We start from the raw sequence: 23,735 nt of genomic DNA, 5'->3' as shown, positions 1-23,735 counted from the left end.
ATGGGGCCGGGCGGCTGCGCGCAGGATGCGGCTGGCGGCTGGCGCCAGGCAATGATCAGTTATGCGCCTGATGGGTTGCCGTCAGGCGGCGCATCATGGGCAGCGCGGCCAGCGCGATGACGGTGCAGACCACGGCGCCGAAACCGAGCTTGGTGAACAGGTTGGTGTAGATGGGCAGCGTCAGCACCGGGTCGACCACGTCCTTCGGCACGCTGGCGAAATTGGCCACCACCCCGCCCAGGTACTGGGAAATGCCGACGGCGACGAAATAGGCGCCCATCATGAAGCCGCCCATGCGGGCCGGCACATAGCGCGCCATCATGGCCAGGCCCAGGCCGCCCACCAGCAGTTCGCCCAGCGAATAGAAGCCGTAGCCGGCGATCATGACCCAGGACGAAGTCTTGCCGTCGACGGCGAACTGGCCGGCCACGCCGTAGATGAAGAAGCCGATGGCGACGATGGAGAAGCCCAGCGCGAACTTGCCGGCGATCGACAGGTCCTTGCCCTGGCTACCGGCCTTGGCATAGGCCCACGCCAGCACGGGGCTGAGCATCATGATCCAGATCGGATTCAGGGCCTGGAACTGGGCCGGCGCCCAGGTCCACAAGTGGGTGCCCAGCACCGCGAAGTCGCCATTCACATTGCGCAGCGCGAACAGCGACAGCGAAGTCGACATTTGTTGGTAGAAAATAAAGAAGAACACGGTTTGCAGCATCAGGATCAGGGCCGCCATCAGGCCGGCCTTTTCGCTCGCTTCGCTGCTGCGGATCAGGTGCGCGAAAATGCCCAGCACCACAAAGCCGGCCACGTACACGAAGGCCCGCGCCACGCTCTGGTATTGCAGGATGAAGGCCGCGCAGACGATGGCCACCAGGCCGCCGCCCAGCACCATGGCCAGCTTGCGCAAGTCGAGCGGCAGCTCGTCGGGCCGGGAGCCCACCGCGTGCAGCGTCTGGCGCATGGACAGCACGGTGAACAGGCCTACCACCAGGCCTACGCTGCAGACGGCGAACGCCATGTGCCAGCCCAGGCCATTGCCATACTGCGCGTTGACGTAGTCCTTGACCCACGGCGTGGCCAGCATGGATACCGTGGAGCCAACGTTGACGGACATGTAATACATGGTGAACGCGCTGTCGATCTTGGAATCGTCGCCCTCATAAATCTTGCGCACCAGGTTGGCCGTGTTGGGCTTGAACAGGCCGTTGCCGACCACGATCACGCCCAGCGCCGAGAAGATCTGCCAGGTGTTATCGCTCGGAATGGCCAGCAGACCGTAGCCAATGCTGAGGATCAGCGCGCCCAGCATCATGCAGCGCTTGGTGCCCAGCACTTTGTCGCCGATCCAGCCACCGATGGCGGGCGACACATAGACCAGCGCGGAAAAGGCACTCCACACCAGGTTGGCGCGGGTGTCCTCGAAGCCCAGGCGCTGCACCATGAAGTAGACGATCAGCGCTTGCATGCCGTAATAGCCGAAGCGCTCCCATAGTTCGATCAACGCGACGGTCGCGAACGATCGTGTCTGCGTATAAGTTGGGACGGGGGTGTTCATGAATCTCCAATACTCTCGTGAAGTGTTGTTTAGGTGGCATACGAGTTTAGGTGGCATACGAGTGCCGAGGCCGCATGCTACGCCACTCCAGGACAACTGGCAATTTGCAGGAAGACAACTTCCGCGCCCCTGCCTGGCGCCTTAGCCGTGCCGCCCGCCCGGCCGGGTCAGGGCCTGGTTCAGGCCCCGGTCCTGATCGCCACCATTGAACACAACCCGGTCACGGCCGGTGTGCTTCGCCCGGTACAGGGCCGTGTCGGCCAGCCGCAATAGCGCGTCCGTATCGGCCACGATCTGGCCCTCGGTGCAGGCCACCCCGACGCTGATGCTGACGGTGGCGTCCGGCGCCTGCGCGTGGGCCAGGGCCAGCTTCCCGATCGCCGCACGCAAGCCCTGCCCCACCTCCATGGCTTCGGCCGCGCCGGTGTTGGGCAGCACAATGGCGAATTCCTCGCCGCCGTAGCGGGCCACCAGGTCGGCCGCGCGCCGGGCGCCGCCGCGCAACGCCTGCGCCACGCGGATCAGGCAATCGTCGCCGCGCTGGTGGCCATAGTGGTCGTTGTAGCGTTTGAAGTGATCGACGTCGATCATCAGCACGGCCAGCGGCTGGCCGGCGCGGCGCGCGCGCGCCCACTCGTTACGCAGGACGTCGTCGAAGTGGCGCCGGTTGGCCAGCCCCGTCAGCCCGTCCGTGATGGCCAGCGCGGCCAACCGCGCATTGGCTTCCTCCAGCTGGGCCGTGCGTTCCACCACCCGCCGTTCCAGGCTGTCGTACAAGCGGGCGTTGCCGATGGCGGCGATGGCCTGGGCGCACAGGATGCGCAGGAATTCCACCCGCGCCGCCGTGAACGTGCCTTCGGCCAGCCGGTTTTCCAGGTACAGCATGCCCTCCAGCCGGCCGGCCTGGCGGATCGGCAGACACATGACGGAACGGGCGCCGGGCTGGCGCAGGTAGGGATCGGCCGCGAAACGGGGCGACGCCGCCAGGTTGTCCTCGATGACCTCGGCGCCGGCGCGCACCACATAGCGCAGCAGCGACAACGGGAACAGCGGGTCGCTGGCCGCCTCCAGGTCCACGGTGCGCGCCTGCGGCACGGCCGTCACCCCATCGACCGTCTCCACTTCCAGCTGCCAGCCATCGCGCTCGTGCAACAGCAGGCGCGCCACTTGGGCGCCCGAGTTCTCGCACACGATGGCGATCAGGCGCCGCAGCACATTGGCCAGGCCGACTTCGTGCGACAGCGCCCGGGCCGCCTTGAGCAAGGACATCAAATCCAGTTCCGCGTTGGCGCCGGCACGTCCGCGCGTGGTCCAGCCCGGTGTGGACGGCGCTGCCCAGCCCGACACCGCGTGCCCGGTCAGCGCCGGGCCATGGCGCGCGCTCATCACGCTGGCCTTGCCGTCCGCGCCCCACTGGCGGTAGCGCGCCAGCGCATCCGTCAGATAGACGGCGGCCACCCGCGGTTGCCCCTGTTCCAGCCAGCATTCGCCACACAACTCATTGCCCAGCGCCTGCAGCGGCACGCAACCGGCCGCCGCGTCCAGCCCGCGCTGGTAATGCTGGGTCGCCAGCGCCAGGTCCTGCGAACCACGCGCCAGTTCGGCCAGCACCAGGCTATGGCGCGCCACGAACAGGGACGGTGCCAATTCGGCCCAGCGCGCCAGGCTATCGCGCAGCGCGGCGATGCGCGCGCGGATGGCGCCGGCGTCGGCCCGCACCGGATCGCGCCGCAAGGCCCGGATCCAGATCAGGGCCGCGTAGAAGGTGGCGTCGGGCACCTTGGCCTGGCCCCTCATCATTTGCGCCACCAGTTCCAGCTGGCCGGCCAGCGCTTCGGCGTCAGGCCCGTCGAACAGGAAGGCGTTGCGGATTTTGCCCTGCAAGAAATAGGCACGGAACAGCCTGGAATCGCCGTAGCGCTCCAGGAAGCGGGCCTCGCTGAAGCCCTCGTCGTCATAGCTGGCGCCCTCCGGGGTCTGTCCCATCAGGCACTTGATCGGCTGCACGGCCGCCGCCACGCAGCAGTCGGCCATGGCTTGCTGGCCGTTGGCACGCATCAGCAGCAAATCATGCGCGATGGCCAGCTTCAGTTCCGGCAGGTAGTCGCCCAGGATCAAGCGGTCGGTGGCGCGCACGGCCGCCACCACGCCCACCTGCACGTAGTCGGCGATGTCGAGCGCCCAGCCGAACGCCTCGTCGTACAGCGTGTCGGAACTGCGCAGCGAGCGCACCCAGTGGTTGCACAGGGCCGCGAACATCAGGCCGGTCAGGGTACGGGTTTGCAGGTTGGCGCGGCGGCGCGCCAGCGCCAGCGCCATGTCGCCAAAGCGGTAGGCCAGGTCCATGTCGTCCGTGCGCAGGGCCAGCATCAGCGCGTGCCCCACATAGGCCACGGAACTGAAATCGCTGATCCCCTGCCGCATCGACAGCCGCGTCATCGACAGCACCATATGTACGCTCAGTTCCTGCTGCCCGGCGTAGTAGGCCGCCATCCACATCGACTGCATCATGTGCATGGCGGCCAGCGCCGGGCCGTCGTCCAGTTCGGGGGCGTCCAGCAACGCTTGCGTGTCGCGCGCCAGCGGATGGCGTTCGATTTCGGCGTAAATGTCGTCGGAGCGGGCGCTCAGTTCGGCCACGTCGTGCGAAATGGGCATGCCCAGCAGCGCCAGCCCCGCGCGCAGCACGGCGATGGCGTCCGGCAGCCGCCCCTGCAACTGGTACTGGTGGGCTTGCACGGCGATGCAGCGCACCTGCTCCAGCGGCGCCGCGTGCGCCATCAGCAGCGGGTAGCTGGCCTCGGCCCGCTCGAACTGGCCGCACAGGTAGGCCGCTTCGGCCGCGCCCAGCTGCAGTTCCAGCCACAGTGCGCCGTGCGCTTGCCAAGGCTGCTCCGGCAGCAGCGCCAGGCCGATGCCCATGTGTTCCAGCGTCGACTGGAAGGCCGCCGAGCGGCGCGCCTTGATGCCGGCCCGGCAGTTGAGCTGTGCCAGCAACAACCGTTCCGGCCCATCGTCCAGCAGCACGCGGCCCGCGTTGTACTGCTCGACGATGGCGAACAACGCCTCGTCCAGTTGGCGCTCGTTCGCGTGGCCCAGCAACAGGCGGCCGATGCGCAAGTGCAGCGCGGCGCGCGCGTCGGCCGGCACCAGCGCGTAGGCGGCCTGCTGCACGCGATCGTGCAGGAAGCGGTAGCTGACATCGGTATCGGGGGCGTCCGCGTCCAGATACTTGTAGCGCAGGTCGCGCGGCTGGATCAGGCCGGCCTGCAGCGCCGGCCACAGCGTGTGTTGGGCCTGGGCCGGCGCCGCGTCCACCAGCACGGCCAGCGTATCGAGCCGGAACTGGTTGCCGACGGCGGCCGCCAGTTGCAGCAACTGCTGGGTGGGCGGCGGCAGCCGGCGGATCTTATCGACCAGCAGTTCAACCACGTTGTCCGTGTAGGCGGCCTGCTCCAGCTCGGCCAGGTCCCAGCGCCAGCAATCCTGGGCTGGCTGGTAGCGTAATTGGCCAGCGTCGTGGATCGCGTGCAGGAACTGGTTGAGGAAGAACGGATTGCCGTCCGTCTTGCGGTGGCACAGCCGGGCCAGCGGCGCGGCAGTGTCAGCCGGCACATGCAGGCTGTCGGCCACCAGTTGCGCCACATCGTCCACGGCCAGCGGCGCCAGCGCCAGCCGGGTCACGCGCGCGCCGTGCCGCTGCAGGCGCTCGCACAAGCCCGTCAGCGGATGGGTGGCCGGGACCTCGTTGTCGCGGCAGGCGCCGATCAGCAGCATGTGGTCCCCTTCGCGCTCGCGCAGGAACAACTCCACCAAGCGCAGCGTGGGCGGATCGGCCCACTGCAGATCGTCCAGGAACAGCACCAGCGGATGATCGGCCGTGGCGAACACTTGCACCAGGCGGTGGAAGGCGCGGTCCAGCCGGGCCTGGGCCTGGTCCGGCGCCAGCGCGGCGCCGGGTTCGGCCGGGCCGGCCACCAGCGCCAGTTCCGGTATCAGTTCTTCCAGCACGCCCAGGCTGTCGCCCAGCGCCGTGCGCAGCCGGTCGGCCCAGCGCCGCAAGTGCTGCTCCGGCTCGCTCAGCAACTGCCCCAGCAATGCCTGGAAGGCCTGGATCAGCGGCGCATAAGGGACGTCGCGCCGGTACTGGTCGAACTTCCCCGACAGGAAACGGCCGTGCCGCGTCACGATGGCCGGCTGCACCTCGTCCACCACGGACGACTTGCCGCTGCCGGCCGGCCCGGCCACCAGCAGCAGTTCGCTGGCGCCGACGGCCGTGCGTTCGAAGGCCGCCAGCAAGGCTGCCGCTTCGCGCTCGCGGCCATACAGGCGCTGCGACACATTGAACGGCCGGTGGCGGTCGGCCAGCCCGGCCAGCGGCGATACCGTCGCCTCCGCGCCCGCGCCTGCACGCGCACCCGCCGCGCTTGCGCGGCAGGCCTGCAAATCCAGCGCCAGCGCGTGCAGGGTCTGGTAGCGCTGCTCGGCGTTCTTTGCCAGCAGCCGGCCCAGGATGGCCGTCAGTCCGGCCGGCGCGGCCGCCAGCGCAGGGTGCGACCAGTCGGGTACGCGCGCGATATGGCTGTGCACCAATTCCATCGCATCGCTGCCGGCGAACGGCGGTTGGCCCGTGACCAGTTCATACCAGGTGGCACCCAGCCCGTAGTAGTCGGCCCGGTAGTCGACCCGCCGGTTCATGCGCCCTGTGCGCTCGGGCGCCATATAGGGCAAGGTGCCTTCCAGCGCGTAGGGATGGACGATGCCCTGCACTTCCTGCGCCAGTTCGCCGGCGATGCCGAAATCGATCAGCTGCAGCTGGCGCCGGGCGCCGTTCCACACGATGTTGGATGGCGTGATGTCGTTGTGGATGATGCCCTGGCCATGCACGGCGTCGAGCGCGGCGCACAGTTGCAGCGCGATGGCGAAGAAGTCGTCCAGCGCCAGGCCGGGCTGGCCGGCGGCGGCGCGGTCGCGCAGCAGCACGCTAAGCGCGCTGCCGCCGATATCCTCCTGCAACATGACCCAGCGCCCGCCCTGCTGCGCCAGCGCCAGCGGCCGCAGCACGCCAGGATCGGCGCAGCGGCGCGCCAGCGCGAATTCACGCTTGAAGCGGGATACTTCCTCGTGCGAGGGGCAATCAGTGTTGGGAATCTTGACGATGAGCGGCGCGCGCTCAGCCTTGGAGCGGGCCCGGTAGACCAGGGAACGGGCGCTGGCATGCAGCGGTTCGATGATCTCGTAGTCGAATAAGGCGCTCACGGACTTCCAGTCGTAATAGGGCGAGACAACACGGTCGATTGGATGCTGGCAACCAACTAGTGACCTTGACCGCTATATTACGTTAGCGCGACGACAATTACTATAAAGAAAAACAACTTATGGTGAACCAAGTTGATACCGCAACCAGAACACGCGACCGGGCCAGCGCTGGCACCGGTCGCGCGCTCACCGGGGGCTTGGAAGTCATGTCAAAAAGCCCATGGCGTCGTTGTGGCGCCTTGCCGTGCGGAACGGCAGTGCCGTTCCTACTGTCTTCGGCTCCACGCCTAGCCACGGTCATTTTGAAACGACTTCTTAACCTTCCGGATTTTCCTTCTTGTACGCGGCCACGCCACTCAGGATTTCCGCTTTCGCATCTTCCGGACCGTACCAGCCGTCGATCTTGACCCATTTGCCCTTCTCCAGGTCTTTATAGTGCTCGAAGAAGTGGGTGATCTGGCGCAGGCGCAGTTCGTTCAGGTCTTCCGGCTTCTGCCAGTGGCTGTAGATCGACAGTACCTTGTCGACTGGCACGGCCAGCACTTTGGCGTCTTCACCGGATTCGTCGGTCATCTTCATCACGCCGATTGGACGGCAGCGCACCACCACGCCTGGGATCAGCGGGAACGGGGTGATCACCAGCACGTCGACCGGGTCGCCGTCGGCCGACAGCGTGTTCGGCACGTAGCCGTAGTTGCATGGGTAGTGCATGGCCGTGCCCATGAAACGGTCGACGAAGATGGCGCCGGACTCCTTGTCCACTTCGTACTTGATCGGATCGGCGTTCATCGGGATTTCGATGATCACGTTGAAATCGTTGGGCAAATCGCGGCCCGAAGGCACTTTATTCAAGCTCATGGAATTTCCTTGTTATGCAGGCGGATGGTTTAACCGCGCCATTATAGCGAAAGCGTGCCTGCTTGTGCGCCGCAGCACAAAAAACAGGCACGTCAGCAAGCCGTAAGGGCGGCGTGCCAGGGATAGCTGAAGGACAAAAAAAAATCGGGGACAGGCCCCGATTTTTGTTTCCGATTTCCTGTGTTATTACAGGATGGTGGCCAGCGCGCACTGGCGGAAGTGGCTGGCCGCCTCCTCCGGCTGCTGCAACGCTTCATGCAACTGGGCCAGCTTGAGGTGGGCTTCGCGCACCATGCGGGCGTCGCCCGCGTCCGACAGGGCCTGCTCCAGATGGCGTTGGGCCTTGCCCCACAGCTTCTGCTTCAGGCACAGGGAACCGAGCGTGAGCGCCAGTTCGGCGTCGGCCGGACGCTGGGCGACCCACTTCTCGCAATGCTCGATCTGCTGCAGCAAGGCCGACGAACCGGCCGGCGCGGCCGCCTCGCGATAGGCGCGCACCACGCGCTCATCCCAGTCGGCCGCCAGCGATTCCTCGGCCACCAGCCGCGCTTCGTCGTGCAGGCCGCGGGCGTTGAGGGCGGTGGCGGCGCGCGCGGCGACGAACGGTTTGATGCGGTCGGCCGTGGGCACGGTGGCCCATACGCGCCGCAGCGATTCGGCGTCGTGGCCATGGTCGGCCAGCATGTCCTCGTAAGCCATCTCGCGCAGGCGCGCCGACAGCGCTGGATGCAGGGCACGGTGCTTGTCGAGCGAGCGCACCAGGCGCAGCACTTCGGGCCAGTTCTTGGCCTGCTGCTGGGCCTTGAGCGACCATTGCAGGGCGTGGATGTGGCGCGTGCCGCTGGCGTTCAATTCGGCCACCGCTTGCAGCGCCGCTTCCGGCTGGTGGTCGTCCACCAGCAGTTCCGTCATCGTCATCAGGCGCGCCGTCTTCATGGCGGCATCGCCCTGCAGCTTGGACAGCCAGCTGTCGCGGCGTTCGCCCTGGCGCATGCGGTGCGCGGCGCGGGCGCCGATCAAGGCCGCCACGCCGGCGTTTTCCGGCAGCTCGGCGGCACGGGCGGCCGCTTTTTCCGCATGGCCGAAGCGGCCTTCGAACAAGGCCTTGAGCGCTTCGCGCAAGCCCTTGTTGCCGTCACGCTCGCGCTTGCGCAGGCGATAGGCGGCCACCCGGGCCGGCATCTTGAGGGTGGCGCGGAAGGCGCGGATCAGCACATACAGCAGCGCGAACAACGCCACTTCCAGCACCACGAAGAAGTTCAGCGACAGGTCGATGCGGTGCGGCGGATAGAACAGCACCACGTTACCGGGGTTGAAACGGGCCGTCACGGCGATGCCGATGGCGGCGGCCATCAAGGCCACTAACCAGAGGAATAAACGCATGGTTATGGCTTCGCCTTGTAGTTGCGCACCGCGTTCAGGCTGTCGGCCAGGGTCGGCATCTCGATCGAGAGGTTGCTGCCCTGGACCTGGCGCAGCAGCGCCTGCACGGTCTGGGTGGACTTGGCGCGGGTGTCGAAGTATTTGACCAGCGCATCCTGGGCCGCGATCAAGTCGCTGCGGAACGCGCCTTCATTGCGCGACAACAGGGCCATGCGCGCGTTGAGCAGGCGCAGCTTGAGGTTCTCGCGCAGGAAGTAAGCCTGGGTCGGCGACAGCATCAGCGCGTCCGGCGTTTCCACGCTGCGCACACGGATCAGCTGGCGCACGTCAGTCCACATGTCGGTGCTCCAGCCGGCCCACACGTCCTGCAGTTTCAGCAGCCACGGATTGGGCGCTTCCGCCGGCGCGGCTGGCTTGGCGCCAGGCTTGGCTTTGGCGGCCTTCTTCTCGGGCGGCGCGGGCAGGGTCGGCTTCTCGTCGGCCAGCATGGGCAGCAGGTCGATCTGGGCGATCACGTTATCGAGGCGCAGCGCCAGGCCGACGGAATCGACGCTGGGCAGGGCCTTGAGCTTGTCCATGTCCTTGGCGATGGCGCGGCGGATGGTGATGAACTGGGGCTTGTCGGAACGCGACAGGCTGCGGTCAGCGTTCTGCAGCGCGATCAGCGCGCCCGGCACGTTGCCGGCCAGTTGCAGCTGCTGGCTGGCGGTGGACAGCACTTGTTCGATTTCCGTCAGCGCCCACTCGTCGCGGTTCTTGGACAGGTCCTGGTACAGCTGTTCCAGCGCCAGTTGCTGGCTCTGGGCTTCCACCTGCTTCGATTCCAGCAGCGCCACTTTGGACTGCAGCTCCTTGCTCGACTCCAGCACGGAGCGGGTCAGCGTGCCCGTTTCGGCGTTGGAAGCGTCATTCTTTTGCAGGCGGCGCGCCATCTCCTCGCGCAGGTTGCGCACCTGGGCGTGGGTGGACCAGGTCTGGCCGGCCACCACGATGCCGAGCGCCACCACGGCGCAGCCCAGCACTTGCGGTTGCAGCAGGGTGTCCATCCAGGTAGGCGCGGGTGGCGTGGCCTGGGCGGGCGGCGTCTCCGCGGCCGGGCCGGGCGCGGTGACAGGTTCAGGTAATGTAGGCAATTCGTTCATGGGTGTGATTGTAACGCGGCGAGCAGTCGTTCGTCGCCTGATCCTGTGAGCGTCAGTCGGGTAAAGCCCAAATGGTTTGCCGTTTCGGCAATTCGGGTGTGCGGGATAATCAAATGTTGCCGTTGCATCATTACAACATATTTCGTCTCTTGTGTGGTAACGGCGAGGCTGGCGCCTTGTTGCCGATCGAGCTGCTCCAGCAAGCCCACCAGGCCGCGCAGCGCCTCCGAACTGGTGATGATCCAGTCATTGGGCTGGGCCAGCAGGCCGCGCAACTGTTCGGCCAGGGCCGGCGTCAGGGCCGGCACGGCGCGCCGGTAGGCCGCCACCACGGTGACGTCGGCGCCGGCCGCGCGCAAGCCGTCGGCCATCAGCTCCCGGCCCTGCTCGCCGCGCACGATCAGCACGCGGCGCCCGCGCAGGGCCGCCAGGTCCAGCGTTTGCAGCAAGTGTTCGGAATCGCTGTGGGCCGTATCGGCCGGGCTGACGATGGTGGCGTTGGCCGGCGTGAGGCCGTGCGCGGCCAGCGCGGCGCGGCTGCCCTCGCCCAGCACGGCCAGCGTCACACCGTCCGGCCAGCGGGCGATGTGGGCGAAAGCGGCATCGATGGCGTTGGGCGACACGAAGGCCACCATGGCGTAGTCGGCCAGGCCGGCCAGCACCGCTCGCAGCGGCGCAGGATCGGCCAGCGGCGCGATCTCCAGCAGTGGCAGCAGCGCCACCGCGCGCCCGGTGGCGGCGATGCGGGCCGCCAGCGGCCCCGCCTGCGCCGCCGGCCGCGTGATGACGACCGTACCGGCCATCCCCGTCAGGCTGCCGGCTGGTCGTCGGCCGGCGCGGCCGTGGCGCAGACGGCCAGGATGGCTTCCGCGTCCTGGCCCCGCAGCAGCTCGGCCACCTGCTCGCCCAATTGCTCCGGCGCGGCGGCCGGGCCGCTCACTTCGGCGCTGGCCATGCGGCTGCCGTCCGGCGTGGCCACCATGGCGCGCAAGCGCATCTGGCCAGCGTCGACGGTCGCGAACGCGGCCAGCGGGATCTGGCAACTGCCGCCGAACACCTTGGACACCTTGCGCTCGGCCGACACGGCTTGCGCCGTCGCCTCGTGGTTCAGGGGCGCCAGCAGCGCGTGCAGGTCCAGGCCATCGTTACGCTCGGCGATTTCGATCGCCATGGCACCCTGGCCGGCGGCCGGCAAGCTCGTTTCCGGCTCCAGCAAGGCGCGGATGCGCTGCGGCAGACCCAAACGTTTGAGGCCGGCGGCGGCCAGGATGATGGCCGCGTAATCGCCCCGGTCCAGCTTACCGAGCCGGGTATCGAGGTTGCCGCGCAACGGCTGGATCACCAGATGCGGATAGCGGGCCGCGATCAGCGACTGGCGGCGCAGGCTGCTGGTGCCCACCACGGCGCCATGCGGCAGCGCGTCGAGCGAAGCGTAATCGTTGGAGACGAAGGCGTCGCGCGGATCTTCACGTTCCAGCACGGCGGCCAGCGCGAAGCCTTCCGGCAGCTCCATGGGCACGTCCTTGAGCGAGTGTACGGCCAGGTCGGCCCGGCCTTCCGCCATGGCCACTTCCAGCTCCTTGACGAACAAGCCCTTGCCGCCCACCTTGGACAGCGCGCGATCAAGAATCTGGTCGCCACGGGTGGTCATTCCCAGAATTTCAATGCTGCACTGCGGATATAATGCGGATAAGCGCGCCCGCACATGCTCCGCTTGCCACATGGCAAGACGGCTTTCGCGCGACGCGATGATTAATCTGGACGGGAGAGGTTGGACCAATTCGGAAGTTTTCAAAACCAGTTCTTTCGCTGTAGCCGACGCTAACCGGCGGTGGCCAGTTATTTCGCGCATGTTTAAGATCACAAATTTTATCACGCGCGCCTTCTTGCAGAAGCAGGCCACAAGCCTTTGCACCGACTTACATCATATTTTGCGACTCATCACATGGCAAAACAATCTAGTGCAATAGACGAACAACCGGGCGTGGACGCGCAAGCCGACAAGGACGCGCCGCTCAAGGAAGACATCCGACTGCTGGGCCGCCTGCTGGGCGAGGTGCTGCATGAGCAGGAAGGCGAGGAAGTGTTCTCGGTGGTCGAGACCATCCGCCAGACGGCCGTGCGCTTCCGCCGCGAAGCCGATGCCGGCGCGGCCAAGGAACTGGACGGCATGCTGAAGATTTTGACCCGCGAGCAGACCATCACCGTGGTGCGCGCGTTCTCCTACTTCTCGCATCTGGCCAACATCGCCGAAGACCAGCACCACATCCGCCGCCGCCGCGCCCATCTGCTGGCCGGCTCCGCGCCCCAGCAAGGCAGCGTCAATTTCGCGCTGGCCAAGCTGAAAGACGCCGGCGTGGCCCAGGACACGGTCGCCACCTTCTTCCAGGAGGCCCTGATCGCTCCCGTGCTGACGGCCCACCCGACCGAAGTGCAGCGCAAGTCCATCCTCGACGCCGAGCACGATATCGCCCGCCTGCTGGCCGAGCGCGACCTGCCGCTCACGCCCAAGGAACGCGCCGCCAACCTGCACCTGCTGCGCGCCCGCGTGGCCACGCTGTGGCAAACCCGCATGCTGCGCTACTCCAAGCTGACCGTGGCCGACGAGATTGAAAACGCCCTGTCCTACTACCGCATCACCTTCCTGCGCGAGCTGCCCGGCCTGTACGACGACATCGAAGCCGACATCGCCCAGCACTACCCGTCCACCGAAGGCGACACCATCAGCGCGCCCTACGTGCAGATGGGCAGCTGGATCGGCGGCGACCGCGACGGCAACCCCAACGTCAACGCCAGCACCATGCAGCACGCGCTGGAACGCCACGCCACCACCATCCTCGACTTCTACCTGGAAGAAGCGCACACCTGCGGCGCCGAACTGTCCGTCTCGACCCTGATGGTGGCCTGCAGCCCCGAGCTGCAAAAGCTGGCCGACAGCTCGCCCGACACCTCGGCCCACCGCAGCGACGAACCGTATCGCCGCGCCCTGATCGGCATCTACGCGCGCCTGGCCAGCACGGCCCGCGCGCTGGGCGCCACCAACATCCTGCGCAAGGAAGTGGGCCACGCCGAACCGTACGACACGGCCGCCGAATTCTCGGCCGACCTGCAAGTGCTGATCTCCTCGCTGGAAGCACACCACGGCGGCATGCTGGTCAAGCCGCGCCTGTCCACGCTCAAGCGCGCGGCCGACATCTTCGGCTTCCATCTGGCCTCGCTGGACATGCGCCAGAGTTCGGACGTGCACGAGCGCGTGCTGACGGAACTGTTCGCCCAGGCCGGCGTGCTGTCGGACTATGCGGCACTGGATGAAGATGCCAAGGTCGACCTGCTGCTGAGCGAATTGAGCCAGCCTCGCCTGCTGTACACGCCCTATATCAACTACTCGGCCGAGACGGAATCGGAGCTGACCATCCTGCGCGCGGCGCGCCAGATCCGCGCCCGCTACGGCGCGCGCGCGATCCGCAACTACATCATCTCGCACACGGAAACCGTGTCCGACCTGCTGGAAGTGCTGCTGCTGCAAAAGGAAATGGGCTTGCTGCGCCTGAGCGAGGCGGAGCTGGACCTGATGGTGATCCCGCTGTTCGAAACCATCCCCGACCTGCAGCGCGCGGCCGGCATCATGGAAACCGTGATGGCGCTGCCGCTGGTGCGCCAGCTGATCGCCAAGCAGGGCCAGATCCAGGAAGTCATGCTGGGCTACTCGGACTCCAACAAGGACGGCGGCTTCCTCACCTCGAACTGGGAACTGTACAAGGCCGAAACCCACCTGGTGACCGTGTTCGAAAAGGCCGGCGTCAAGCTGCGCCTGTTCCACGGCCGCGGCGGCACCGTGGGCCGCGGCGGCGGCCCCAGCTACGAAGCCATCCTGGCCCAGCCGCACGGCACCGTCAACGGCCAGATCCGCCTGACGGAACAGGGCGAGATCATCGCCTCCAAGTTCTCCAACAAGGACATCGGCCGCCGCAACCTGGAACTGCTGGTCGCCGCCACGCTGGAAGCGAGCCTGATGCCGCAGTCGGCCGACCTGGACCACCAGGCCCGGTTGCGCAGCTTCGAAGCCATCATGGCCGAGATTTCCGACCGCGCCTACAAGGCTTACCGCGACCTGGTGTACGAGACGGCCGGCTTCACCGACTACTTCTTCGCCGCCACCCCGATCGCCGAGATCGCGGAACTGAACCTCGGTTCCCGTCCCGCCTCGCGCAAATCGACCAAGCGCATCGAAGACTTGCGCGCCATTCCGTGGGGCTTCTCGTGGGGCCAGTGCCGCTTGCTGCTGCCGGGCTGGTACGGCTTCGGCAGCGCCATCGGCGGCTGGATCGCGGAAGGCGACCAGGAGGAACGGGTGGCCCAGCTGCGCGCCATGTTCCAGCAATGGCCATTCTTCGCCACGCTGCTGTCGAACATGGACATGGTGCTGGCCAAGACCGACCTGGCGATCGCCTCGCGCTACGCGGAGCTGGTGCAGGACAAGGAACTGCGCGAGCGCATCTTCAAGCGCATCACGGAAGAGCATGGCCACACGCTGCAGGTCCTGCAAAGCATCACCGGCGCCACCGAGCGACTGGCGGGCAACCCGCTGCTGGCGCGTTCGATCCAGAACCGCTTCGCTTATCTGGATCCGCTGAACCACTTGCAGGTGGAGCTGATCAAGCGCCACCGCGCATTAAGCAACGAACCGGGCAAGGTCGATGAGCGGGTCCACCGCGGCATCCACCTGTCCATCAACGGCGTAGCGGCCGGCCTGCGCAACACGGGCTGACGACGGCGTCTTGCCCATGGCGGGGACGTAACACGGTTAAGCGTGCTGCGTCCCCGTTTTTTTGGGTGTCATGTTCAGTCGGTGTCAGGTCTGTCATTCGGACATCAAGAGAGTACCTTTGCGTTTAATCAAACTACGTCGATTCACTTTGATGTATGCCCGCCCCTTGAAACTGCTATGGCAATCGGAAAAGCGCACATTGAGAAGAATCAAAGATGCGCGCCAACTGTCCGAATGACAGACCTGACACCGAATTGGACACGTTTTAGCGCACAGTCATGGCAACCATCGCGCGTACGGATTCGTCGCCGGATTTCCGGATAAGTCAGTCCAGCGATCGTCCGGCTGCGACCTGTCCCGGTGCATGACTCTGTCATGGTCGGGGTAGGTGATTTGATCAATCGGCGCGCGCGTTCCGACTACGATGCACGTGACCGGCGATGCCGTCCTGTTCCAGAGATAGTGTCCCACAGGACTTCCTTGCGGGAACGTCGCCGCGTCACCCGGGCCCAGCAGGTGCTCAGCGTCTCCTTCGACGACCGTCACTTGCCCCTCCAGGACGAGCACCAGTTCGTCTTCCGCCTTGTGCCAATGTTTGATCGATGACCGTGTGCCGGGCGCCAGGACCTGGACGAAGGTCCCGAACTGCGTCAGCCCGCCTGGTTCGCTGATCCATTCCTCGCGGTTCATGGTGCCGGGATCTGATGTCTCACTTTCCTCAACCCGTCGTTGCGAGGCACGAATGATGGGCATGGTGTACTCTCCTATGCTGGTTGTGCGAGTCGATGTATTGCTTACCATTCAATGATGATGTCTCCTCATTTTCGGAATCGGCGCGTCGGGGTCACAAAATCACCGACCTGGAAGGGATCGCGGGACCAGCAGGACCGCTCAACGAAGGGGTGACACGCCGCTCCTGGCTGGGGTGTAACACGACCGTAGTCGCGGCAACGGTGTCGCTACACCATTGAGCGTGATGGCGCCAGGCAGGAATTGATAGCTGTCGTGCCGCCCGGGTAAAGCCATCTTGAAGCCCACGTAATATCCATGTACATACTCGTGCGGCAAACCACGGCGGGCCAAATCAACCGGCATGGTCGGCACCGCGCGTTCCGGCGCGCCGTTGCCCTCGAATACAACCGGCATGGCCCTGACCTGCTGACCGTCTATCTCGACGATCGCGCCTGCCGGGTCATACAGCATGGTACCTGGCGGAGCACTGTAACCCCGCAACTCGATCCAAAGCGTCCCGTCTTGACGCAGCCGTTTGGCATCGGACGCGGATGGATAGTCGATATCCCGCACTTGGAATTGATAATGCTGCCCCTCGCGCTGCAACGAAAAATGGGTGCCCGCCCCCTCCCATCCCGCGCGGTCGCTGGGCGCACACAAGCTGACGTAGGGCGGATAGTAATACGGCATGAGGTCGCAGCCAGAGAGCGTCAACAGCCCTATCGCGGCGACGCAAAGCTCACGAGCCGATGGCAACACCAGCCACACCTCCAACTATGCCAGCGAGAAATAACAGGCAAGAAAAACCCAAAACACGGCCCACCGCACGCAATCGAAGACCTCGTTCATTGCTACGAAATACATACCATGGAATCGCTATCGGCGCGATGGCCACGACACCCACATTCAGCCAAAATGAGCGCGTGAATTCCTTCTGAGCGCTGTCTATGCAATACCACCAAAATACCGCGACGCTGATCGAAACCGTAGAAAACAGCGCCCACCAAGTTGGCTCCGACAAGTTACGCCTGGCAAAGAACCCACTCGCCAGACCCATGACACAGAACATTACCAGCAAAAAAAACTGTATCTTTCTTTTCATCTTTAAATTTCATTCTTCCAAAATGGCAAACTCTTTGCCTTCTTCTATTTAGCGGCGTCAAGCCTTGGCCTATCGAAGCGAATAACACGATAACTTAATAACTCGTCTGCGTTCAGCCAAGCGAGGTCCAGGCTGGCAATCGATATATACGTCTGCCGCCACCTGCCCGTACTTTTAAAAATATCGAAAGATTGAGCGCGGCAGGAATGAAACGCCATATTAAAATACAAAAAATACATAATTGACAAAGCACTATACTGCACTGTCCCCTCGCCAAAATACGCACTTTGTAACTCACACGGCCCGGCTGCCGCCGGCAGACCAGCGGAGGGTCGCAAACCACTTCCCCCCTCCAATAAGCACCAACTTGGATGGGTCCCGCGCCACGTGGCCACACTCCCCCATTCAGGATATCTGTTACATTAAAAGAAAGACAAATCAACCATAACGTCATTACAATACGCCAACATTCCCTAGCAATAACGGGCGCAGGCGAAGCGCGCCATCACGTTACTCCGCGACAGATCATATGAACAATTGCCCCCCCCTCTTCCAGCGCCCGGCAGCCACCGGCGCGATCCTGCTGCTGGCCGGTTGGCTGAGCGGTGCCATGTGGGACCGTGGCGCCCTGCCCGCCGCAGGCTATCTGCTGGGTGGCGGCACGATGCTGCTGGCCGCCGTACTATTGTGGCGCCTTCACGCAGCCGATGTGCGACAGCGAGCGGACATCGCAGCGTACGAACACGCTGCCGTGACGCATGCCCAAGCCGACCTGCAACTGCGCGAAATCGTCGCCATGATGCCCGCGCCACTGTTCATCAAGGATGCCCAGCACCGCATCGTGATGATGAACGCGGCCTGCGAGGATGTGTTCGGCGTGCCGTTCGCCCTGATGAAAGGCCATACCGGCAGCGCCTATTTCCCCGCCGAGCAGATGGAGGGCTTCCTGAGCAATGACCGCGCCGCCTTCGCCGGCGGCCAGTTGGTGGTCAACGAGGAATTCGTGTGGTGCGTGTCGCGCGCGGAGAACCGCCAGATGCAGACCTTTAAGAAACCCGTGTTCGATGCCAACGGCCAGCCGCAACTGTTGATCGGCATGTGCTTCGATATCACGGACCGCAAACGCGCCGAGGCGGCCTTGCAGCGTACGCTGGACCAGCTGCGCGCCATGACCTTGCACCAGGACCGCATCCGCGAGGATGAACGGCGCCGCATCGCGCTCAACATTCATGACGAACTGGGCCAGAACCTGCTGGCCATGCGGCTCGATATCGGCCGCCTGCATGCGCGCACGGCAGCCGGCCATGCCGTCCTGCACGGCCAGTCCAGCCACGTGCTGGCCACGCTGGACGCCACTATCAAATCCGTGCGCGACGTGATCAACGATCTGCACCCCAGCACGCTGGAACTGGGCCTGTGCCCGGCCGTCGAGTGGCTGCTGGGCCAACTGAATCAGCGCAGCGGCCTGCGCTACCGGCTACAGGTGCTGGACGACAGCGCCAACACGCTGTTGACCCGCGACCTGACTTCCAGCCTGTTCCGGCTGGTGCAGGCGGCACTCACCAGCATCGCTTGCTTCGCGCGCGCCGGCGCGGTGACCGTGTCGCTTAACCTCAAGCTCGACACCATGACCATTGTGCTGCGTACGGACGGTGCCGGCATCGTGCAGGCCGAGCAGGCCACGACCGACGCGTTCGGCATCCGCGCCATCAAGGAACGGGTGGCGGCCATGGGGGGCGAGATGGTGCTGGCGCGCAGCCAGGGCGGCAGCATGATGACGCTGCTGCTGCCCGGGGTGAAAGCGCTACAGTCCGGCATCCCGGAGATGGCGCCGGCCTGACGTGGGTTGAGGTGGCCTGAGTCGGCCGTCAGTGCGGCCGGCCGCCATCCATGCGTGCGCGCATGGCGGACGTCATGGCCACCTTGTGCTGGGCATCGACCAGCATCACTTCCTTCAAGCCCAGGCGCTGGGCCATCGCTTCCCAGCCGGCCGGCCCCGTGATGAACAGGGGCTTGGAGTTGCCATCCGAGCGCAAGCCGGGATCGCTGCCGCCGGAGGCGATGATGGTCACCGAGGCCACCAGGTCGATCGTCTGGCCCGTGCGCGGGTCGATGATGTGCGGATGGCGTTTGCCGTCCTTCATGAAGTAGCGTTCGTAATCGCCGCTGGTGCCGATCGCTTCATTATCGCGCAGCGACAGCGTGGCCAGCGTACCATTGCCGCGCGGGTCGCGGATGCCCACCTGCCACGGCCGTTTGCCAGGCTGGCCGATGGCGAGGATATTGCCGCCCACGTTGACCAGCGCCGCGTTCACGCCCCCGTCGCGCAGGATGCGGGCGGCGCGGTCCAGCGCGTAGCCCTTGGCGTAGCCGCCCAGGTCGATCATCACGGCGCGATTGGTGCTGGTAATGGTGTTGCCCTGGTAGCGCAAGTCCGACAGGCGCGGATTGGCCGCCACCCAGCGCTTGATCTCCTCGGGCGCCGGTCCCTGGTCCTGGATGTCACTGCTCTGGAAGCCCCACAGCCGGATCAAGTGGCCGATGGCGGGATTGAACAGATAGTCGGACTTGGCCGACAAGGTGGTGGCCGATTGCAGCAGGCCCACCAGTTCGGCGTCCGCTTCGAACGGCCGGCCGGCCGCGATGGCGTCGTTCAAGCCGGTCAGCATGCTGGGCTGCCAGGCGTGCAGCTTGTGGTGCAGGCGGTCGAATTCCTTGAGCACGGCGGCGCTGAGGGCATCGGCCCGCTGCGGCGTCTCGCCGTAAATGCTGATCTCGACCACGGTGCCGAACACATGGCCCTGGGTCTTGTAGGTATGGTATTCGCGGGCACAGCCCGACAACAGGCCGGAGCACAGCGCGAGCGCGAGCAGCGTCAGCAGCCAACGCGCCATTCCGGTATGGTTCTGATTGGCACCTTGCATGCTGGCGCCCTCCTTGCGGTGAGGGACCGGGCGTACCCGAATCCCGTGTACATCATGCCGCCGCCGTGGCGGCGGCCCTGTCAATCTCAGCTCGACTTGGCAACCATGAAGTCGACGGCGGCCTTGACTTCGTCATCCTTCAGGCCTGGGTTGCCGCCGCGTGGTGGCATCATCTTGACGCCGTCCATGGCGCTCTTGTACAGGGCTGGCTGGCCTTTGGCGACGCGTGGTTTCCAGCCGGCCTTGTCGCCGAACTTGGGCGCGCCCATCACGCCGGCGCCGTGGCAGGCGAGGCAGGTGGCTTTGTAGATCTTCTCGCCTTTGACCAGGTCAGGAGCGGCCTGGGCGGTACCGGCGGCGCACACGGCCAGCAGCAGGGAGGACAGGATGGTAGCTAATTTCATGGGGATAGACTCTCAAATAAAAAAACAAAAAAATAAACCAGGGGGCGATGCAAAGTGGAAGGTCAACGCATGATTGCCCCCTCTCTCAGTGCGACATGGCGTTGTCATGGGCGGCGCTGCCACCCATGCTCACCATATCACGACTGATCTGCTCGAAGCGCAACACCTTGCCGCCCTGGGCGGCCGCGAAGTCCTGCGCCCCCTGCAAGGTGGCGAAGGCGCCGAAGGTGGGGCCCATCGAGCCCTGCTTGCGGCTGCCCGTCACGTAAAAGGCGCTGCGCGCTTCGATCCAGTTGCCGCTTGGGTGGTCCCAGTCGGCCTTGCTCATATCCTGCACGTACATGCCGGCCACGACCCGCTTCTGCTCGGCGCCCAGCACCACGGCGAACAATTCCATCAGGTCGCAATAGAAATCAGGCTTGCCCTCGGCGAACTGGATCTGGGCCTTGGGGCCGGGGAAGTCGCGCAGCACCATGCCGTCCAGTGCGCAGGCCGTGTCGGCGCCCGGTTCCTGGGCCGCCACTTTCGTCGGGTTGGGCGTGCAGGCCGCCAGCAGCAGCACGCTCACGAACAGGGCGCGGCGGGCGGCGGGTGCCGCCAGAGTGGTGAACTTCATTTGAATCTCCTGATTGCGATAAAGAATGGCACAACGATCCAGGCCAACATGATGGCCAGCAGCACCAGTGGATTGGTGAGCGCGCCCGGCATCACGGTCGACAGGCCATACATGGTCTGCACCTGCTCCGAGCTGAAAATATTGAGCAGGCGGAATACGTCGGCCGGATTGAGCATGAGGATGGCGCCGAACAGGGCGCTGCTCAGGTTGCCCTGGCTCATCACGAGCGCGCCCATCAGCAGCAAGTCGAAGATCAGCACGTAGAAGAACCACAGGCCGATGGCGGCGCCGCTGGCGCGCACGCGGTCGCTGGCGATCACGGACAGCAGCACGGAAATGCTGAGGAAGGCCATGCCCATCAACACGGCGCTGAGCACGAAACCGGCGTAGTGGTAACCGTCGCGCACCGTCAGTTCGGCCGACAGCGGCAGCAAGCCGGCGCCAAAACCGACCACCGTGGCGCCGGCCAGCGCGCCAGCCAGGCCCAGGTATTTACCCAGCAAGATTTCAGCCCGCGTGATGGGCATCGATTGCAGCAATTCCAGCGAGCCGCGCTCGCGCTCGCCGACGATGGCGTCGTAGCCGAGGATCAGGGCGATCAGCGGCACCAGGTAGATCACCAGGCTGACCAGGCTGGCCACCGTGGCGTCCACGCCATGGAAGCCCACCTCGCCCTGCTGGGCCGCGCCGAAATAGGCGATCGCCAGCGCGAACAGCGCGAAGATGACGGCCACGGCCAGCACCCAGCGGTTGCGCAGGCGGTCGCGCCATTCCTTGCTGGCGATGACCCATACCTGGGACCATTCAATGCGCGTGGACATGGGCGCCTCCGTGGCCGAGAAACAGTTGTTCCAGTGTGGGTTCATGGATGGTCACGTCCAGCGCCAGCTTGGCCAGCACCGCCAGCACGGCCATCTTCTCGCCGGACTGGCAGGCGATGGTGGCCTTGGCGCCATCGAGCCGCAGCTCCGGGCCGTCCAGCGGCGCCAGCGCGGCCTGCAATTGGTCCGCCGTGCCGGGGCGCAGCGTGGCCACGATCTGCGACGGCAGCACCATGCGCGAACGCAGCTGGGCCAGCGTGCCTTGCTCGGCGATTTTCCCCGAGTGCATGATGACCAGGCGGTCGACCCGGTCCTGGATCTCGGCCAGGATGTGGGAGGTGATGACGATGGTGGAGCCGCGCTCACGTACCTCACGCAGGATGCGGTAGAAGTCGGCGATGCCTTCCGGGTCCAGGCCGTTGGTCGGTTCGTCCAGGAAAATCAGGTCCGGGTCGCCCAGCAAGGCTTGCGCGAAACCGAGGCGCTGGCGCATGCCCTTGGAATAGGTGTGCACGCGGCGGCCGGCGGCCAGGCTCATGCCCACCTGCTCCAGCACGCCGGCGCAGGCGCTGCGCGGCACGTGTTTGAGGTCGGCGAACAGGTGCAGCACTTCCAGTCCCGTCAGGTTGTCATAGGTGACGAAGCTTTCCGGCAGATAGCCGATGCGGCGCCGCACCTGGCGAAATTCCGGGCTGGCCGTGTCCACGCCTTGCACGCGCACGGTGCCGGAGGTGGCCGGCAACAAGCCCAGCATCAATTTGAACAAGGTACTCTTGCCGGCGCCGTTGTGGCCGATCAGGCCGAACATTTCGCCCGGGGCCACGGTCAGCGACACACCCCGCAGCGCCTGCACGGCGCCGAAGGACTTGCTGACCTGCGCCAGTTCAATGGGGGAGGATGTCATTCCAGCGTCTCCAGTTGGGGTTCAGTGGGTGGGTGCGGGGATGGCGGTCGACGATGCTCGGCGCGCGCAGCAGCGGGAACTGGCGCGCCACGAAACGCAGCGTCTGCACCGAGGGGCTGGTCAGCACCAGCTTGACCAGCGGGTACTGCCAGTTCAGGCGGTCCACCAGGTCGTTCGCTTCGTAGGGCACGTCGCCCACGCCGTCGCCATCCTGGTCCCAGCCACTGTAGTTGCTCCAGTAGTTGCCGCGCTTGCGGCCCCACTCCACGTCGCGCGCGGCGACGAACTTGACCTGCTCCTCGTTGCCGATGAAGTCGTTGCCGTCCACTTCATTGTTCGAGGAGCCGGCCGACAGGTGCACGCCGGTGCGGTTGTGGCTCACCAGGTTGTCGCGCACCACGTTGTATTCCGCGTCGTAGATGAAAAAGCCGCGCCCGTTACCGGCCACCACGTTGTGTTCGATCAGCGAATCCTGGATGGTGCGCAGCATGATGCCGTGGTCCGCATTGCCCCAGGCGACGTTGTTGCGCACGATCAGGTTGCGCACTTCCATCAGGGCCAGGCCGCCCCGGTTCAGGTAGGACTCGTTGTTTTCCCACGTGCTGTGGTTGGTGTTCATGTAGTGGGTGCCATAGCGCACGTGGTGGATCTTATTGCCCCGGAACAGGGCATCGCGCGACACGTCCACGTAGATGCCGTCGCGGGTGAAGCTGATGTTATTGTCGATGATTTGCGCGCCGCGCGTATTGTAGACTTGGATGCCGTTGCCGCGCGCGGCCGACATCATGTCGCGCCGGCCGGTGATGGTGTTGCGCAGCACTTGCGCATCGTCCGATTTTTCCAGCCAGATGCCGAACAGGTTGAATACCAGCGCGCAATCGGCGATGGTGACGCGGTCGGCGCCGGGAAACACGTAGATGCCGGCGTTCTGGGCATCCAGGCTGACGCCGCTGTCGCGCACGTTGAAACCGGCGATGGTGACATCCTTGGCCGTCACGCGGATCACGTCGTCCTTGCCACCGCCGCTGAGGGTGGGGTGATCCAGACCGCGCAGCGTGAGCGGTTTGTCGATGCGCAGGTTTTCCCGATAATCGCCCCGTTCCACCTGCACCGTGTCGCCGGGCGCGGCGCGCGCCACGGCCGCCGCGATGGACTGGCCCGGCGTTACCCGCAACACGGCGGCCGCCCCATCGGCCGCCGTGCCCAGGATGGCGAGGCCGCTGGCACACGCCAGCAGCCAGACCCGCAACCGGCGCGTTAACACCGG

The 23,735-nt window shown here is 65.5% G+C and carries 18 protein-coding genes; 2 read left to right on the top strand and 16 right to left on the bottom strand.

The window, feature by feature from the left end; all coding sequences use genetic code 11:
- Positions 1 to 55 precede the first annotated feature (55 nt).
- The 7 genes from H3H39_RS07200 to hemC all read right to left on the bottom strand — a co-directional run bounded on the left by H3H39_RS07200 (position 56) and on the right by hemC (position 12,049).
- Entirely contained in the window at positions 56 to 1,555 is a 1,500-nt protein-coding gene (locus H3H39_RS07200; RefSeq protein ID WP_182152697.1) for a peptide MFS transporter, read from the bottom strand.
- A gap of 141 nt (positions 1,556 to 1,696) precedes the next feature.
- Positions 1,697 to 6,814 (bottom strand): diguanylate cyclase, encoded by a 5,118-nt coding sequence (locus H3H39_RS07195; RefSeq protein ID WP_182152696.1) that lies wholly within the window; start codon positions 6,812 to 6,814, stop codon positions 1,697 to 1,699.
- Positions 6,815 to 7,129: 315 nt separating this feature from the next.
- The gene (ppa, locus tag H3H39_RS07190) at positions 7,130 to 7,672 is read right to left on the bottom strand and encodes an inorganic diphosphatase (RefSeq protein WP_182152695.1); all 543 of its coding nucleotides are present in this window, start codon (positions 7,670 to 7,672) and stop codon (positions 7,130 to 7,132) included.
- A gap of 186 nt (positions 7,673 to 7,858) precedes the next feature.
- A complete protein-coding gene (locus H3H39_RS07185) occupies positions 7,859 to 9,055 on the bottom strand; it encodes a heme biosynthesis protein HemY (protein ID WP_182152694.1) in 1,197 nt (398 codons plus the stop codon).
- Positions 9,056 to 9,057: 2 nt separating this feature from the next.
- Positions 9,058 to 10,197 (bottom strand): uroporphyrinogen-III C-methyltransferase, encoded by a 1,140-nt coding sequence (locus H3H39_RS07180; RefSeq protein ID WP_182152693.1) that lies wholly within the window; start codon positions 10,195 to 10,197, stop codon positions 9,058 to 9,060.
- Positions 10,194 to 11,000, bottom strand: a complete 807-nt coding sequence (locus H3H39_RS07175; RefSeq protein ID WP_182152692.1) for a uroporphyrinogen-III synthase — start codon at positions 10,998 to 11,000, stop codon at positions 10,194 to 10,196. The genes H3H39_RS07180 and H3H39_RS07175 overlap by 4 nt, the downstream gene beginning before the upstream one ends.
- Positions 11,001 to 11,005: 5 nt before the next feature.
- On the bottom strand, positions 11,006 to 12,049 hold the full coding sequence (gene hemC, locus H3H39_RS07170; protein ID WP_182152691.1) for a hydroxymethylbilane synthase: 1,044 nt from the start codon (positions 12,047 to 12,049) through the stop codon (positions 11,006 to 11,008).
- A gap of 93 nt (positions 12,050 to 12,142) precedes the next feature.
- Between hemC and ppc the strand changes: the two genes are divergently transcribed.
- Complete coding sequence (gene ppc / locus H3H39_RS07165; protein ID WP_182152690.1) at positions 12,143 to 14,965, top strand: phosphoenolpyruvate carboxylase; 2,823 nt, start codon at positions 12,143 to 12,145, stop codon at positions 14,963 to 14,965.
- A 276-nt stretch (positions 14,966 to 15,241) separates the two neighbouring features.
- Here the strand turns inward: ppc and H3H39_RS07160 are convergent, their stop codons facing one another.
- The 3 genes from H3H39_RS07160 to H3H39_RS07150 form a co-directional block, all read right to left on the bottom strand.
- Positions 15,242 to 15,718 (bottom strand): cupin domain-containing protein, encoded by a 477-nt coding sequence (locus H3H39_RS07160; protein WP_182152689.1) that lies wholly within the window; start codon positions 15,716 to 15,718, stop codon positions 15,242 to 15,244.
- A 138-nt stretch (positions 15,719 to 15,856) separates the two neighbouring features.
- On the bottom strand, positions 15,857 to 16,387 hold the full coding sequence (locus tag H3H39_RS07155) for a hypothetical protein (RefSeq protein ID WP_182152688.1): 531 nt from the start codon (positions 16,385 to 16,387) through the stop codon (positions 15,857 to 15,859).
- Positions 16,388 to 16,436: 49 nt separating this feature from the next.
- Positions 16,437 to 16,799 carry a hypothetical protein gene (locus H3H39_RS07150; protein WP_182152687.1) on the bottom strand — a complete coding sequence of 121 codons (363 nt, stop codon included), beginning with the start codon at positions 16,797 to 16,799 and terminating at the stop codon, positions 16,437 to 16,439.
- A 529-nt stretch (positions 16,800 to 17,328) separates the two neighbouring features.
- Between H3H39_RS07150 and H3H39_RS07145 the strand changes: the two genes are divergently transcribed.
- Positions 17,329 to 18,639, top strand: coding sequence for a PAS domain-containing sensor histidine kinase (locus H3H39_RS07145; protein WP_182152686.1), 1,311 nt, complete (start codon positions 17,329 to 17,331; stop codon positions 18,637 to 18,639).
- Between the two features lie 28 nt (positions 18,640 to 18,667).
- Here H3H39_RS07145 and H3H39_RS07140 read toward each other — a convergent pair whose 3' ends face one another.
- The 6 genes from H3H39_RS07140 to H3H39_RS07115 all read right to left on the bottom strand — a co-directional run bounded on the left by H3H39_RS07140 (position 18,668) and on the right by H3H39_RS07115 (position 23,732).
- On the bottom strand, positions 18,668 to 19,693 hold the full coding sequence (locus tag H3H39_RS07140; protein WP_182152685.1) for an FAD:protein FMN transferase: 1,026 nt from the start codon (positions 19,691 to 19,693) through the stop codon (positions 18,668 to 18,670).
- 116 nt (positions 19,694 to 19,809) lie between these two features.
- Positions 19,810 to 20,127: a c-type cytochrome gene (locus H3H39_RS07135; RefSeq protein ID WP_182152684.1), complete on the bottom strand. Its 318-nt coding sequence runs from the start codon at positions 20,125 to 20,127 to the stop codon at positions 19,810 to 19,812.
- Positions 20,128 to 20,212: 85 nt separating this feature from the next.
- Entirely contained in the window at positions 20,213 to 20,743 is a 531-nt protein-coding gene (locus H3H39_RS07130) for a nitrous oxide reductase accessory protein NosL (RefSeq protein ID WP_182152683.1), read from the bottom strand.
- A complete protein-coding gene (locus H3H39_RS07125) occupies positions 20,740 to 21,564 on the bottom strand; it encodes an ABC transporter permease (protein ID WP_220461461.1) in 825 nt (274 codons plus the stop codon). Before H3H39_RS07125 ends, H3H39_RS07130 begins: the two co-directional genes overlap by 4 nt.
- A complete protein-coding gene (locus H3H39_RS07120) occupies positions 21,548 to 22,468 on the bottom strand; it encodes an ABC transporter ATP-binding protein (protein ID WP_182152682.1) in 921 nt (306 codons plus the stop codon). The genes H3H39_RS07125 and H3H39_RS07120 overlap by 17 nt, the downstream gene beginning before the upstream one ends.
- Positions 22,449 to 23,732: a nitrous oxide reductase family maturation protein NosD gene (locus H3H39_RS07115; protein ID WP_375540408.1), complete on the bottom strand. Its 1,284-nt coding sequence runs from the start codon at positions 23,730 to 23,732 to the stop codon at positions 22,449 to 22,451. The genes H3H39_RS07120 and H3H39_RS07115 overlap by 20 nt, the downstream gene beginning before the upstream one ends.
- Positions 23,733 to 23,735: the final 3 nt, after the last annotated feature.

Source organism: Rugamonas apoptosis, assembly GCF_014042355.1.
Classification (GTDB): domain Bacteria; phylum Pseudomonadota; class Gammaproteobacteria; order Burkholderiales; family Burkholderiaceae_D; genus Rugamonas; species Rugamonas apoptosis.
The sequence above is the reverse complement of the archived record's forward strand: the minus strand, read 5'-3'. Positions and strand labels throughout refer to the sequence as shown.

Coding starts and splice junctions, on each gene's coding strand:
- H3H39_RS07200 (WP_182152697.1), bottom strand. CDS start 1,555: ATGAACACCCCCGTCCCAACTTATACGCAGACACGATCGTTCGCGACC.
- ppa (WP_182152695.1), bottom strand. CDS start 7,672: ATGAGCTTGAATAAAGTGCCTTCGGGCCGCGATTTGCCCAACGATTTC.
- H3H39_RS07185 (WP_182152694.1), bottom strand. CDS start 9,055: ATGCGTTTATTCCTCTGGTTAGTGGCCTTGATGGCCGCCGCCATCGGC.
- H3H39_RS07180 (WP_182152693.1), bottom strand. CDS start 10,197: ATGAACGAATTGCCTACATTACCTGAACCTGTCACCGCGCCCGGCCCG.
- H3H39_RS07175 (WP_182152692.1), bottom strand. CDS start 11,000: ATGGCCGGTACGGTCGTCATCACGCGGCCGGCGGCGCAGGCGGGGCCG.
- hemC (WP_182152691.1), bottom strand. CDS start 12,049: ATGCGCGAAATAACTGGCCACCGCCGGTTAGCGTCGGCTACAGCGAAA.
- ppc (WP_182152690.1), top strand. CDS start 12,143: ATGGCAAAACAATCTAGTGCAATAGACGAACAACCGGGCGTGGACGCG.
- H3H39_RS07160 (WP_182152689.1), bottom strand. CDS start 15,718: ATGCCCATCATTCGTGCCTCGCAACGACGGGTTGAGGAAAGTGAGACA.
- H3H39_RS07155 (WP_182152688.1), bottom strand. CDS start 16,387: ATGCCGTATTACTATCCGCCCTACGTCAGCTTGTGTGCGCCCAGCGAC.
- H3H39_RS07150 (WP_182152687.1), bottom strand. CDS start 16,799: ATGAAAAGAAAGATACAGTTTTTTTTGCTGGTAATGTTCTGTGTCATG.
- H3H39_RS07145 (WP_182152686.1), top strand. CDS start 17,329: ATGAACAATTGCCCCCCCCTCTTCCAGCGCCCGGCAGCCACCGGCGCG.
- H3H39_RS07140 (WP_182152685.1), bottom strand. CDS start 19,693: ATGGCGCGTTGGCTGCTGACGCTGCTCGCGCTCGCGCTGTGCTCCGGC.
- H3H39_RS07135 (WP_182152684.1), bottom strand. CDS start 20,127: ATGAAATTAGCTACCATCCTGTCCTCCCTGCTGCTGGCCGTGTGCGCC.
- H3H39_RS07130 (WP_182152683.1), bottom strand. CDS start 20,743: ATGAAGTTCACCACTCTGGCGGCACCCGCCGCCCGCCGCGCCCTGTTC.
- H3H39_RS07125 (WP_220461461.1), bottom strand. CDS start 21,564: ATGTCCACGCGCATTGAATGGTCCCAGGTATGGGTCATCGCCAGCAAG.
- H3H39_RS07120 (WP_182152682.1), bottom strand. CDS start 22,468: ATGACATCCTCCCCCATTGAACTGGCGCAGGTCAGCAAGTCCTTCGGC.